This window comes from Haloechinothrix salitolerans, from assembly GCF_042662605.1.
In the GTDB taxonomy this organism is placed as follows: domain Bacteria; phylum Actinomycetota; class Actinomycetes; order Mycobacteriales; family Pseudonocardiaceae; genus Haloechinothrix_A; species Haloechinothrix_A salitolerans.
Genome location: NZ_JBHSXX010000001.1, coordinates 6,598,830 through 6,611,448, shown reverse-complemented (window position 1 = coordinate 6,611,448; position 12,619 = coordinate 6,598,830). Strand labels below are relative to the sequence as shown.

At 68.6% G+C, this 12,619-nt stretch carries 10 protein-coding genes; 6 read left to right on the top strand and 4 right to left on the bottom strand.

The window, feature by feature from the left end; translation table 11 throughout:
* Positions 1-88 precede the first annotated feature (88 nt).
* On the top strand, positions 89-970 hold the full coding sequence (locus ACFQGD_RS31755) for a hypothetical protein (protein WP_345391761.1): 882 nt from the start codon (positions 89-91) through the stop codon (positions 968-970).
* 45 nt (positions 971-1,015) lie between these two features.
* Here ACFQGD_RS31755 and ACFQGD_RS31750 read toward each other — a convergent pair whose 3' ends face one another.
* Positions 1,016-1,831, bottom strand: a complete 816-nt coding sequence (locus ACFQGD_RS31750; protein WP_345391758.1) for an alpha/beta fold hydrolase — start codon at positions 1,829-1,831, stop codon at positions 1,016-1,018.
* A gap of 145 nt (positions 1,832-1,976) precedes the next feature.
* Between ACFQGD_RS31750 and ACFQGD_RS31745 the strand changes: the two genes are divergently transcribed.
* The 3 genes from ACFQGD_RS31745 to ACFQGD_RS31735 all read left to right on the top strand — a co-directional run bounded on the left by ACFQGD_RS31745 (position 1,977) and on the right by ACFQGD_RS31735 (position 6,711).
* Entirely contained in the window at positions 1,977-2,639 is a 663-nt protein-coding gene (locus ACFQGD_RS31745; RefSeq protein ID WP_345391755.1) for an alpha/beta hydrolase, read from the top strand.
* 69 nt (positions 2,640-2,708) lie between these two features.
* On the top strand, positions 2,709-3,329 hold the full coding sequence (locus tag ACFQGD_RS31740; RefSeq protein ID WP_345391752.1) for an L-threonylcarbamoyladenylate synthase: 621 nt from the start codon (positions 2,709-2,711) through the stop codon (positions 3,327-3,329).
* A 94-nt stretch (positions 3,330-3,423) separates the two neighbouring features.
* Positions 3,424-6,711 (top strand): DEAD/DEAH box helicase, encoded by a 3,288-nt coding sequence (locus tag ACFQGD_RS31735; protein ID WP_390221127.1) that lies wholly within the window; start codon positions 3,424-3,426, stop codon positions 6,709-6,711.
* Between the two features lie 66 nt (positions 6,712-6,777).
* Here ACFQGD_RS31735 and ACFQGD_RS31730 read toward each other — a convergent pair whose 3' ends face one another.
* Both ACFQGD_RS31730 and ACFQGD_RS31725 read right to left on the bottom strand, forming a co-directional pair.
* The gene (locus ACFQGD_RS31730) at positions 6,778-7,773 is read right to left on the bottom strand and encodes an LLM class flavin-dependent oxidoreductase (RefSeq protein ID WP_345391746.1); all 996 of its coding nucleotides are present in this window, start codon (positions 7,771-7,773) and stop codon (positions 6,778-6,780) included.
* Between the two features lie 68 nt (positions 7,774-7,841).
* The gene (locus ACFQGD_RS31725; RefSeq protein WP_345391743.1) at positions 7,842-8,114 is read right to left on the bottom strand and encodes a hypothetical protein; all 273 of its coding nucleotides are present in this window, start codon (positions 8,112-8,114) and stop codon (positions 7,842-7,844) included.
* A gap of 382 nt (positions 8,115-8,496) precedes the next feature.
* On the opposite strand from ACFQGD_RS31725, the gene ACFQGD_RS31720 reads away from it, so the two are divergent.
* Positions 8,497-9,345 carry an alpha/beta fold hydrolase gene (locus tag ACFQGD_RS31720; protein ID WP_345391740.1) on the top strand — a complete coding sequence of 283 codons (849 nt, stop codon included), beginning with the start codon at positions 8,497-8,499 and terminating at the stop codon, positions 9,343-9,345.
* A gap of 8 nt (positions 9,346-9,353) precedes the next feature.
* Here ACFQGD_RS31720 and ACFQGD_RS31715 read toward each other — a convergent pair whose 3' ends face one another.
* Positions 9,354-10,577, bottom strand: a complete 1,224-nt coding sequence (locus tag ACFQGD_RS31715; protein WP_345391737.1) for a lipase family protein — start codon at positions 10,575-10,577, stop codon at positions 9,354-9,356.
* A gap of 311 nt (positions 10,578-10,888) precedes the next feature.
* On the opposite strand from ACFQGD_RS31715, the gene ACFQGD_RS31710 reads away from it, so the two are divergent.
* Complete coding sequence (locus ACFQGD_RS31710) at positions 10,889-12,607, top strand: SDR family oxidoreductase (protein WP_345391734.1); 1,719 nt, start codon at positions 10,889-10,891, stop codon at positions 12,605-12,607.
* Positions 12,608-12,619 lie beyond the last annotated feature (12 nt).

The window sequence follows — 12,619 nt, the reverse complement described above, 5'->3', positions numbered from 1 at the left end:
GCTGGGCTGACGTGCGCTCGTATCGCTCAGGTGTGCCATAGACACGCCTATTCCGTCGCGCACCGTGCGGCCGTGGCACCATGTGCGCATGCCAACGCCCGAACAGCCCAGCGACGACGGCAGGCACCTGCGGGCCGTGCCAGACGAGTCGCAGCAGGACGACATCGACCTCGACGCCATGCGTAAGCAACTCGAAGAAGCTGGCGCCCCAGCGGAGCTGCTGAACAGCCTCGACGGCGTGACCGACCCGGACGATTTCCTCCAACGGATCGCCGAGGCCATGCCGGAGCCGGACACGACACCCGACGCCGTGATCGAAGGCTTCGCCGACCTGCTTACGCCGGAGACGAGCCCGCTCGAGGCCGAGCTCGCGGGCGCCGACTTCCTCGGCATGGTACGCAGGGCAGCCCCGGACGTCGACGTCACGCGCGAGCTGCTCTCCGACCTGATCGCGAGCGCCGAGAAATCCGCCGAACCGCACGGTCTCGCCATGCTGCGCGCGGTCGCAGCCGCTGGTGCACCAGGCGTGCGGGAGGCCGCCAACGAGAGCGCCGCGAAGCTCTCCTCCGCCGGTGTCGCGGAACCGCCGTGGCTCGAGCGTCTCGGCAAGCCGGAGTTCGATCGGGCGTTCGGCTACCGCGATGACGACGGCGGGCAGGAAGCCATCGCCACCGTGTTCCACTACGACAACGCCGAGCACGCGGTTGTCGTGCTGATCGATCACGGCATGGGCGGTGGCGTGAAGGACGTCTTCTTCAGCGACCAGACCGACGTGATCCGCGGCGAATACGAGCGCGCGTCGGAGGCGATGGGCATCGAGCTCCGCGAGCATGGCCGTGAGCAGGCGCACCACATCCTCGCGTCCGCCCTGGAACAGCCGTCCTGTGCCGAGCACTCCGAGCAGGTGGACGACGTCCTGGACTACCGCGACCTGCTGCGCCGCAGGGTGGAGACTCTGGCGACGGCGTAGCGTCCCGGCCGATACCCGGCGTGCGTAGGCGCTGCTCACCCGGCCTTAGCGCTCGGCAAGCCAACGGTGCAGTCGCGTCGCGAGCCGCACCGGCTGGTCGAGCTGGATCAGGTGCCCGGCGTCCTCGATCACCTCGAACCGCGCGCCGGGGATGGCATCGGCGAGAGCGCGCCCACGGTCGAGCGGGATCCAAGTGTCCTCACGGCCCCACATCACGGTGACCGGCAGGTCCAGCTCGGGATAACGTGGCTCGATCTCATCCGTGTAGGCCTGGTCGGCTTGGGCGATCTGGCGGTAGAACGCGGCTTGTACGACGTCGCCAAGCCACGGCGTGACCAGCATGTCTGACTGATCCTGTGTGAGCCCGACGTGGCTCGCCCCGTCGACGTACGCCCGCACCGCGCCCTCGTGGACAGCGGACGGCAACGCCGCGAACACCTCGGCGTTGTCCCGCACCAGCCGGAAGAATTCCGACCCCCACGGTGCGACCGCGACGACGTCGACCAGCGCGAGCGAGGCGTAGGCCGCGTCGTGCAGCAGGTGCGCTCGCAGCGACACCGCGCCGCCGTAGTCGTGCGCGACGACGTGTGGTGCCGCCAGCCCCCAGTGACGCAACAGGTCGGCGAACAGTTCGCCCTGCACGTCGAGCGACACCCGGTGTTCAGGGTCCATAGCGGACTCGCCGTATCCCGGCATGTCCCACAGGTAGCAGGTGAACCCGTCCGCCAGCGCCTCCGCGTACGGCAGCCATAGCCTGCTTGACCATGGCGTGCCATGGCAGAACACCACGGCGGGGCCGCTGCCGATCCGTCCCCATCGGACCCGCCTGCCCCGCCACTCGAATGTCTCCGTCAGCCCCATGGCGATCAAGCGTACGGGCCCGGGCCCGCGTGCACCCGCCGACGGACACGCGTCGCGATCTTGAGGCGTCCCGCTCGTCATGACGCCCTGAACGTCTCAAGATCCACCCCGCACGGGGCGTGCGGCACACGTCAGGATGGACGGTATGGACATTCCATCCGGGGACACCACTCTCGCCGCCGATCTCGTCACGCCCTCGACACCGAGCGGCGCCGGGCTACTCTTCGTGCACGGTTACGGCAGTAGCCGCCGCAGGCAGACTCTCCGCGCCAGGGAGGTGAGCCAGCGCCTCTGCCACACCGGACTCGCCGTCGACCTCAGCGGACATGGCGACAGTCCCGGTGACCTGCGGGAGCGCACCCGGCAGGACCACCTCCGTGACGTCGTCGCCGCCTATGACGCGCTGGCCTCGACAGAGGACGTCGAGCGGATCGGTGTCTGCGCCGCGAGCTACGGTGCGTATCTCGCCTGCCTGCTGCTCGGCGAACGTCCGGTCCAGCGTCTGCTGCTCCGCGCGCCCGCGCTCTACATCGACGCGGACGGTCCCGACCCTGAGGCTCGCCAGCACTTGCGCGGCCTGATCGACACCAACGCCGCGCTCGCCAACCTCGCGACGTTCGACGGCGACACCCTCGTGCTGGAATCCGAACACGATGAGGTGATCCCGCGACGCTCCATCGATGCGTACCTGCACGCCGCACGCCACGGCACCCACCGCGTGCTCGCGGGAGCCAAGCACGCCTTGATCGACGACGCCAGCGACGCCGCGTTCCTGACCGAGATCGTCGACTGGTTCGCCGACCTCTGATGCCCCCTACGGTCGCCGACGCGACCGGCCTGCGTGCACGCGGAGCGACATGGCCATTACTCTCGCCGGATGGCGAGGTACTACGACGTCCATCCGGTCAACCCCCAACCACGCGCGATCGGCCAGGTCGTCGCGCTGCTGCGTGAGGAGGGACTGATCGCCTACCCCACGGACTCCTGCTACGCGCTCGGCTGCATGATCGGCAACAAGCAGGGGCTGGACCGGATCAAGGAGATCAGGAAGCTCGACAGCCGGCACCACTACACGCTGATGTGCCGGGACTTCTCCCAGCTCGGTCAGTTCGCCGAGGTCGACAACACCGTGTTCCGTGCGATCAAGTCGGCTACCCCCGGCGAGTACACGTTCATCCTGCCCGCCTCGCGCGAGGTGCCGCGCAAGCTCATGCATCCGAAGAAGCGCACGGTCGGCGCGCGAATCCCCCGGCACCCGGTCGCGATGGCATTGCTGGACGAACTCGGCGAACCGCTGCTGTCGTCGACGTTGCTGCTGCCCGACGTCGAGGAGCCGATGACCGACGGCTGGCTCATCAAGGAGGAGCTAGACCACGTCGTCGACGCTGTGATCGACTCGGGGGAGTGCGGCACCGAGCCCACCACGGTGATCGACTTCTCGCACGGTGAACCGGAGATCGTCCGCTATGGCGCGGGCGACACCGCTCGCTTCGAGTAACGAGAAGCACCGCACGGCGCATTTCACCGAACTCGGGCGCCAGGTGCGGCGGGTGAGCCACTTGGCGGTCGGTCCCGGCCGATATCCTCGCGGGGTGCGTTACGAGGTGCCTCTGGACATCGATCCGGCCGAGATCATCGAGGTGGTCGGTCCGGAGACCTATGCCCGTGGCCTGAACTACGCACGTCAGGGCAGGGTGGAGCGGGCCGTGTACCGTGCGAGGGCCGGGGCCATCGTCGGCACGGTCAACGGCAATGCCCGCAAGCCCTACACCACCACCGCCCGGCTCGCCCCGGAAGGCGGGTTCGACCATGGGCAGTGCAGCTGCCCCGTCGGCTTCAACTGCAAGCATGTCGTCGCGCTGCTGCTCGCGGCGGCCGAGGACGGTGACGCTCCGGGGGAGCAGACGTCGAGTAGTTGGGAGCAGCCGCTGCAGGAACTGTGCGGCACGAAGCAAAACGCCACCCCCCACACGCCGCTCGCGATCGAGCTGATGGCGTCGCGCGGCCTGCGCGGGCGGGAGCACAACATCTCCGCGCGGCTGGTTCGGCCGGGTAAGCGTGGTGGCTGGGTAGCCGGTGACCTCAGCTGGACCCGCCTCGACGCGCTGCACCTCTACGGCGACTATGACGACGATCAGGTGCGGCTGCTGCAAGAGCTGTACTCCCTCGCCCAGCCGCCAGGCGGCGCGCGCTACCCCGGCCGCTACTCCGGCTACTCGTCGGCCGACGACAAGTACCTCGACCTCTCGACATTCAGCTCCCGGCAGCTCTGGCCCCTACTCGACCAAGCCCGTGCGGCCGGAGTGCGGCTCGTGCACGGCACGCGGCGTGGCGAGCTGGACCCGGTCTGTGACGCCGAGGTGTGCCTCGACGTCACCCGGGGGAAGTCCGGCGGCCTCGACGTCACGCCGCTGCTGCGGGTCGATGACGGCGGCGCTGGCTTCCTCGACGGCGTCCAGCCTCGGCCGTTGCGGTTCATCGGCCGCAACGGTCACGGCCTCGTCTTCACCGATCGCGCCGCGGCCAAGGGCGACCCGGGCGGTTGGCCGTTGTGGCTGGCCAAGCTGGCGAAACCGGCGTCGGAACAGTTGCAGCAGCTCGTGCTCGACGGCCGCAAGCTGTCCATCCCCGCAGGGGGCGTCGACCGGTTTCGCGACGAGTTCTATCCGCAGTTGCGACACACCGCCACCATCGTGTCGTCCGACGACTCGTTCACGCCGCCGGAGATCTCCGAGCCGGAGCTCGTGCTGACCGCCGACTACCGTGAGGGTCACGAGCTCGAGCTGAGCTGGGCGTGGCGGTACCACATCGGTGACTCGCCGCTGACAATCCAGCTGGACGGCCCCCTCGCGGAGAGCGGCGTGCGCGACCTGCCCGCCGAGCAGGCGATCGTGGAACGGCTCGACTCTGGCCTGGAACGGTTCTCGCTCGCGCGCGGTGGTCAGAGCCACGCGCGGGTACTGCGCGACACCCGGCTCAGCGGCGTCGAGACCATGCGGTTCACCACCGAGCTGCTGCCGCTCCTGTCCGACACGCCCGGGCTTGAGGTCGCGGTCACCGGTGAGCAGCCCGACTACCGCGAGGCGGGCGAGTCCCTGCGCATCGGGCTGTCCACGGAGGAGTCCGACGGCAGGGACTGGTTCGACCTCGGCGTGTCGATCACCGTCGAGGGCCGCGAGGTTCCGTTCAGCGACGTCTTCAAGGGCATCGCGCGCAACGAGTCGCACCTGCTGTTGCCGGATGGCGCGTTCTTCTCGCTGGAGAAACCAGAGCTCCAGACGTTGCGGCGGCTGATAGAAGAGGCCCGCTCGCTGCAGGACGTCGACAGCGACACGCTCCAGATCAGCCGGTTCCAGGCTGATCTCTGGGGCGAGCTGACCGAGCTCGGCGTCGTGGAGAGCCAGGCGTCGGAGTGGCGGCGGCAGGTCGACGGGCTGCTCGCACTCGGCACGCTCGACCCGCCGAAGCTGCCGACGAACCTCAACGCGCAGCTTCGGCCGTACCAGGAGGACGGCTACGCCTGGCTGGCGTTCCTGTGGCAGCACCAGCTCGGCGGGGTGCTCGCTGACGACATGGGCCTCGGCAAGACGTTGCAGACGCTGGCGCTGGCCAGCCACGCGAAGGAGACCAGCGGTGGGGACATCCCGCCGTTTCTAATCGTCGCGCCAGCCAGCGTGGTGTCCAACTGGGCGGCCGAGGCGCAGCGGTTCACCCCGGATCTCGACGTCGTGCCGGTGGGCGAGACGCTTGCCCGGCGCGGCGAGTCGCTGGTCGACGTCGCCGAGGGCGCTGACGTCGTCGTCACGTCGTACACGCTGCTGCGGCTTGACTTCGAGGAGTACGAGAGTGTCGCGTGGTCCGGGCTGGTGCTGGACGAGGCGCAGTTCGCGAAGAACCACAAGTCGAAGGTGTACCAGTGCGCGCGGCGACTGCCAGCGCCGTTCAAGCTCGCGATCACCGGTACGCCGATGGAGAACAACCTGATGGAGCTGTGGTCGTTGCTGTCGATCACCGCGCCGGGGTTGTTCCCGAACCCGACACGGTTCAAGGAGTACTACTCCCGGCCCATCGAACGTGGCGAGGCGCCCGAGCTGCTGACGCAGTTGCGGCGACGGATCAAACCGCTGGTCAAGCGGCGCACCAAGGAGCAGGTCGTCGCCGACCTGCCGAGCAAGCAGGAGCAGGTGCTCGAGGTCGAGATGCACCAGCGGCACCGCACGATCTACGAGCGCCACCTCCAGCGGGAACGGCAGAAGGTGCTCAAGCTGCTCGACGACGTCGACCGCAACCGCTTCACGATCCTGCGGTCGCTGACGTTGCTGCGGCAGCTCAGCCTGCACCCCGCGATGGTCGACGAGCAGTACGCCGACGTGCCATGCGGAAAACTCGACGCGCTGTTCGAGCACTTGCACGAGGTCATCGACGGCGGGCACCGCGCGCTGGTGTTCTCACAGTTCACCGGCTTCCTCGACCAGGTGCGCAAGCGGATGATCGACGAGGGCATCACCTACACCTACCTCGACGGCAAGACCCGCAACCGCGCCGACGTGATCGATCAGTTCAAGCGCGGCGACGCGCCAGTGTTCCTGATCAGCCTCAAGGCGGGCGGATTTGGCCTCAACCTCACCGAGGCGGACTACTGCTTCCTGCTCGACCCGTGGTGGAACCCGGCCACCGAGTCCCAGGCGGTCGACCGCACCCACCGTATCGGGCAGACCCGCAACGTCATGGTGTACCGGCTGATCTCCTCGAACACCATCGAGGAGAAGGTGATGGCGCTGAAGGAACGTAAGGCGCAGTTGTTCGCGAGTGTCATGGAGGACGGCGGCGCGTTCAGCTCCGCCCTCGACGCCGAGGACATCCGCGCACTGTTCGAGTAAGCCTGAAGACGTTGTGGTTGCTATGACGACCACAACGTCTTCAGATCAACAGTGCACCGCGCAGCCCTACTCCGCCAGCTTCGCCAGCAGTTCGTACGACCGGCGGCGGTCCTCGTGCGCGTGCACCATCGTCGTCACCATCAGTTCGTCGGCCTGGGTGTCCTCGACGAGTTGCGCGAGGTCGCGGCGGACGGTGTCCGGTGAGCCGATGATGCTGCCCCTGCGTCGCTTGGTCATGTAGCGCTGTTCCTGCTCGTCGTAGGGGTAGCTCGCCGCGAACTCCGGCGTCGGCAGCGCGATCGGCTTGCCTCGCCGCAGGCTCAGGAACGCGAACAGCCCCGGCCCGGCCAGGTACCGCGCCTGCTCGTCGGTGTCGGCGCAGATGACGGACACCGCGACCATGGCGTGCGGCTTGTCCAGTGCCGCCGACGGCTGGAAGTTGTCCCGGTACGCGGCCAACGCGGGCAGGGTGTTGGCGGCGGCGAAGTGGTGCGCGAATGAGAACGGGAGGCCGAGCATTCCGGCGAGCCGCGCGCTGTAGTCGCTCGACCCGAGCAGCCACACGGGCGGCTGGTTGCCCTCGGCGGTGACGGCGTTGACGCCGCGCGCCTCGTCATGCTCGAAGTACGAGATGAGCTCGGTGAGCTGGTGTGGGAAGTCGGCGGCGGATAGCGCCGAGTTGCCCCGGACGGCGGCGGCCGTGCGCGGGTCGGTGCCCGGCGCGCGGCCGAGACCGAGGTCGATGCGACCGGGGTGGAACGCCTCAAGGGTGCCGAATTGCTCGGCGACGACCAGTGGTGCGTGGTTGGGCAGCATGATCCCGCCGGAACCGACGCGCAACCCGTTGGTCGCGTTGGCGACCTGGTTGATCATTACGACGGTCGCCGAGCTGGCGATGCCTGGCATGTTGTGGTGCTCGGCCAACCAGTAGCGGTGGTAGCCGAGCGACTCGACGTGCTGGGCGAGATCGACCGTGTTGCGCAGGGCGGTCGCGGCGTCAGAGCCCTCGGAGACCGGCGCGAGATCGAGCACGGACAGCGGGACACCAGAGAATGCGGCCATACCCACTGCCAACGCGCGCGGACGACGCGATCTTCCCTCGCGCCGACTGGATCACACGCCGATCTGCCTCACGCTCCTTTGGGTGTGCGTGGTGACGGAAAGGCCGTCCGAACGGCGTCGAGGCACCAGCGCATCCGTTCGCGGTAGCGGTCCGGATGGTCACCCGCCTCCTGCGCGACCTCGCAACGGCAGGCTGTCGAGTCGTGTAAGCGCAGCTCGGCCTCGATGGCGGAACGGAGGTCGTCGGGCGATGGGGTTCCCTCGGCCCGCAGCTCGGTGCAGAACAGCACGTGCGCCAGGTCGGCGTAGTCCCTCTCCACTGTCTCTGACAATGTCGTCACCACTTTCACCAGTCACTCACGGTGATCGTGCGGGCATGACGCGATCACATATCCAGTTAAGCTCGCAATGGTGTGATTCGCACCACCACGATGGGGTATTCCCAAGAAGAGCATCCCGCTCGGTGAGGGCTATGTCGACCAGCGCGCGCCGGAGTGTCGCGATCGTGTCCCTCGTTCCGGACGCCGTGTTCCTCGCAGCCGCGAAGATGCCCCTCCCAACACGCATCCCCTAGAGATACGTAGTCAGTTGCGTAATTTCCCCGCTTCGCGTGGGTCACCACGTTGAGAGGGTGCTTGATAGTCCGGTCCACCGCCTCGCTAAACCGCCTCCAGCCGGGGCGGCGGCCGGACGTCAAGCGAACCGTCGACAAGAGGACACGCGATGACCGACAGCGCGGAGCGCCTGGTGTGGTGCAAGGACACGATCGCGGGTGGCGTCACGCAGCACGGCGTCGGTGGTACTGGTCGTCCGGTGCTCTTCTTGCACGGTTGGGGCCTGAGCGGCCGCAGTTACGAGCCCGCCCTGCGACGTCTGCTCGCGGCCGGCCGCCGGGTGTATGCGCCGTCGCTCCCTGGTTTCGGCGGCACCGCTCCGCTCGCGGCGGATGACCTGAGCCTCGCTTCGTACGCCGCGTGGGTCGCCGACTACGTGCGGGACGCGGGTATCGAGACTCCGGTCGACGTCGTCGGCCACTCGTTCGGCGGCGGGGTCGGTGTCCGAGTCGCGTACGATGCCCCTGACCTAGTCGGACGTCTAATCTTGGTCAACGCCATCGGTGGATCCGCATGGCGCGACGGGCGCGGCGTCGTCCGGCCGATGGCCGAACGCCCGCTGTGGGACTGGGGCTTCCAGCTTCGCAACGAGGTCCGCCCGAGCAAGCGCTCCGCGCTCGCGATGCCACGAATCGTGCGAGAAGCCGTCCCCAATCTGGCGCGCAACCCCGGCGTGGTGTGGCGGGTGGCGAGCATGGCGCGTGCGGCGGACCTCGCTACCGAACTCGCTACGTTGCGACGTCGTCGGTTGCCGGTCACCGTGACCTGGAGCGACCGCGACACCGTCATCCCGTTCTCGTCGTTCGCCGCGTTGCGGACCGCGCTCGGCGACCCGCACAGTGTGATCGTTTCCGGTGGGCACGGCTGGCTCATCGACGACGCCGGGTTGTTCGGCCACGTGCTGCCCGACCTCTTCGCCGAACGAGACGACGAAAGCGTGCGTCGACCCGCGGCGTGACACAGCCCTCAGAACGACCCGCAGTCGCTGCGCTGCGGCAGCCCCGCCACCCGCTGTTCCATCCAGAAGAACGCCGTCGTGGATGCCTCCAGGATCCCGCCGACATGGGTCGGGGTCAGCATCGTCTTGAACCGCACGTTCGCGCCGCGATCGCACCAATCGCGCGCCATCTGTCGCCCCTGCGCGTACGGGACGATGTCGTCCAGAGCGCTGTGCGCGACCAGTGTCGGCACCGATGGTGCGCGGTTACCGAGCCGCTGATCAGCGACAACGGACTTGAACGGCTCCTCGTCCAGGTAGTCGCTCACCGGCTTGCCGTCGACCGTCAGGTCCTCCGAGCGCATGAACGGATAGTTGAGGATCGTTTCTTCCACGCACTCTTGGGTGATCTCCGCGAACAGCTTGCGCCCGCGCTCGTTCAGTAGGTCAGGAATGCCCAACTCCGGGTAGGCCGCGTCGAGGCCGACGATCGCGTAGCCGAGCAACCCCGCAGCGTGCGAGCCGTCCAGGTGTTCGCCCACGGCGCCCTTGTCGGCGGGCGGCGCACCGACGTAGGCGCCCTTCAGCCGCAGCTCAGGCGCGTAGGAGGACGCCATCTCGGCAGCGGCGGCCGACGCCCCGCCACCCTGCGAGTATCCCGCCGTCAGCACTGGCCCCGCGTCCGGCAGGCCCGCCTCCGGCAGTCGCTGCGCCGCCCGGACCGCGTCCAGCACCGCGTGCGCCTCGGCCGTTCGGTTGACGTAGGTGTGGTTGCCCGGCGTGCCGAGGCCCTGGTAGTCCGTGATCGCGATGCCGTAGCCGCGCTGCAGTAATCCCTCGAGGAAGATCCCCTCGTACTCCAACCCGGCTGCCATCCGCTTCGACGGCGCGCACGTATCCCCAAGGCCCTGCGTGCCGGTGGCGAACCCGATGATCGGACGCGGACCGACCCCGGTCCATGGGTACCGCGACTTGAGCACCGTCCCGGTGACGGCCATCGGATCACCGTGGGTGTCGGTGGAGCGATACATGATCCGATGTGCTTCGGCGTTCGCTTCCTTCAGCTTCAGCGGGTCGAGGTAGAACGACGTCGGTTCGTGCCGGATCACGTCGCCCGGCTCGCCAGCGGGCAGCGGTGACGGCGGGTCGTAGAACGACGTCGCCAGCGCCGTGCCGGGAGTCGCCGCGACGATGAGCGTCGCGAACAGTGCCGCTAGCGCGACGCCGAGTGCCTTGCGCGGTGGGATACGCACGGTAGCTCCTCTCTGAGCATGGTGCGTGTCACAGTCGCCATGGGCACCGCATGCCGTCAACGCGCCTCGCTGCAGCGCAGGAGCATTTATGCGATTGGCACAAATTTTGCGTTTACGCGCGTCAGCGGTGGACGAACCGCAGCCAGGATCGGTTCCAGCGCGACGGCGGCCCCTGTCGGTTCCCCGGCCCGACCGCGTATGTCGTGGTGCTTGCCAGCCTTGACCTTGAGCAAGCACCCCGTGCTAGGGTGCGTTAACTGTTACCGGTAGTAACACTCCTGGGCAACGGTGCCCGAAGGGAAGGTAGCGACGTGACTCGACGTGTGTTGTCCGACGACGGCGTGTCGCTCGCCGTGACGGAGATCGGGTCCGGGGACGTGACCGTGGTCTGCGTGCACGGCTATCCGGACAACGGCTCGCTGTGGCAGCCGGTCGTCGACGCGCTCAGCGACCGGTACCGCGTGGTCATCTACGACGTCAGGGGAGCGGGCGAGTCGGACAAACCCGCAGCGCAGCGCGCGTACCACCTGGACCGCCTCGCCGAAGACCTCGCCGCCGTCGTCAACGCCGTGAGTCCCGACAAGCCGGTGCACTTGCTTGCGCACGACTGGGGCTCGATCCAGACGTGGCACGCCGTCACGGGCGACTGGCTGCGCGGGCGCGTCGCGTCGTTCACGTCGATTTCCGGGCCGTGCCTCGATCACGCGGGCGCGTGGCTGCGCTCCCGGCTGCGGCCGCGCGGCCTGCGCGAGCTGCTTCGGCAGCTCGCGCACTCCTGGTACATCGCGTTCTTCCAGCTACCTCGGATACCGGAACTGGCCTGGCGCAGCGGGCTCGCGGGCCGTGCGCTGCAACAGCTCGACGGCACCGGTGCCCCGCCCGACACCGGCGACGCCATCCGCGGCCTCGCGCTGTACCGAGAGAACATGCTCAGCCGATTCACGAAACCCGCGCGGCGGGACACCGACGTTCCGGTACAGGTGCTCGCGCCCGAGGATGACGGCTTCGTCACTCCATTGGTGCAGACCGACATCGGCCGGTGGGTGCCGAGGCTGTGGACACGCCGCGTCGCGGGTGGCCACTGGTTGCCTCGCACCCGGCCGGACGTCGTCGCGCGCTGCGCCACCGAGTTCATCGACCACATCGAAGGCGCGCAGGAGCCATGGTCGTTGAGCCGCGCCAGGGTGACGTCCGAGGCACATGGCCGGTTCGCGCGCCAGGTCGCGGTGATCACCGGCGCTGGAAACGGCATCGGCGCGGCCACCGCTATCGCGCTCGCCGAGGAGGGCGCGGATCTCGTGCTCACCGACGTCGACGAACTCGCGGTCGCTCGTACTGCGGAGCAGGCCCGTCGCCATGGCGCACGCGCGCAGGCGGTGGCCTGCGACGTCTCGGACGCCAGCGCCATGGCGGATCTCGCCAAACAGGTAGCCGCCGAGTACGGCGCGCCGGACATCGTCGTCAACAACGCAGGGATCGGCATGGCCGGGCCGTTCACGCAGACAACGCTGGCGGACTGGGAGCGCGTCATCGACGTCAACCTGTGGGGCGTCATCCACGGCTGCAAGCTGTTCGCCGAGCAGATGATCGCGCGCGGCGAGGGCGGGCACATCGTCAACCTCGCGTCGGCCGCCGCGTACCTGCCGTCGAAGCTGCTGCCCGCGTACGCGACGACGAAGGCGGCCGTGCTGATGCTGTCCGAGTGCCTACGCGCGGAGCTGGGGCCGCAGGGGATCGGTGTCACGGCGGTGTGTCCTGGCTTCGTGCACACCAACATCACGGCGACAACGCGGTTCGTCGGCGTGGACGACGGCGAGCAACTGCGCAGGCAGCGCGCGACGACGGCGGCGTACCAGCGGCGCAACTACCCGCCGGAGAAGGTCGCGGCGCGGATTCTGCGCGCGATCGAGCGCGACGTCCCGCTCGCCCCTGCCGCCGCCGAGGCCCATGTTGGCCTCGCGCTGTCCCGGATGACCCCAGCCGCGGTCCGGGCCGCGGCGCGGTTGGATCCGACGCCGCGTGGAGGGTGACGTGAAGGGCAT

What these genes read in the sequence shown, in the direction of transcription:
- ACFQGD_RS31730 (WP_345391746.1), bottom strand. Translation starts at nt 7,773, where the DNA reads ATGGCCGCATTCTCTGGTGTCCCGCTGTCCGTGCTCGATCTCGCGCCG.
- ACFQGD_RS31740 (WP_345391752.1), top strand. Translation starts at nt 2,709, where the DNA reads ATGGCGAGGTACTACGACGTCCATCCGGTCAACCCCCAACCACGCGCG.
- ACFQGD_RS31755 (WP_345391761.1), top strand. Translation starts at nt 89, where the DNA reads ATGCCAACGCCCGAACAGCCCAGCGACGACGGCAGGCACCTGCGGGCC.
- ACFQGD_RS31750 (WP_345391758.1), bottom strand. Translation starts at nt 1,831, where the DNA reads ATGGGGCTGACGGAGACATTCGAGTGGCGGGGCAGGCGGGTCCGATGG.
- ACFQGD_RS31745 (WP_345391755.1), top strand. Translation starts at nt 1,977, where the DNA reads ATGGACATTCCATCCGGGGACACCACTCTCGCCGCCGATCTCGTCACG.
- ACFQGD_RS31720 (WP_345391740.1), top strand. Translation starts at nt 8,497, where the DNA reads ATGACCGACAGCGCGGAGCGCCTGGTGTGGTGCAAGGACACGATCGCG.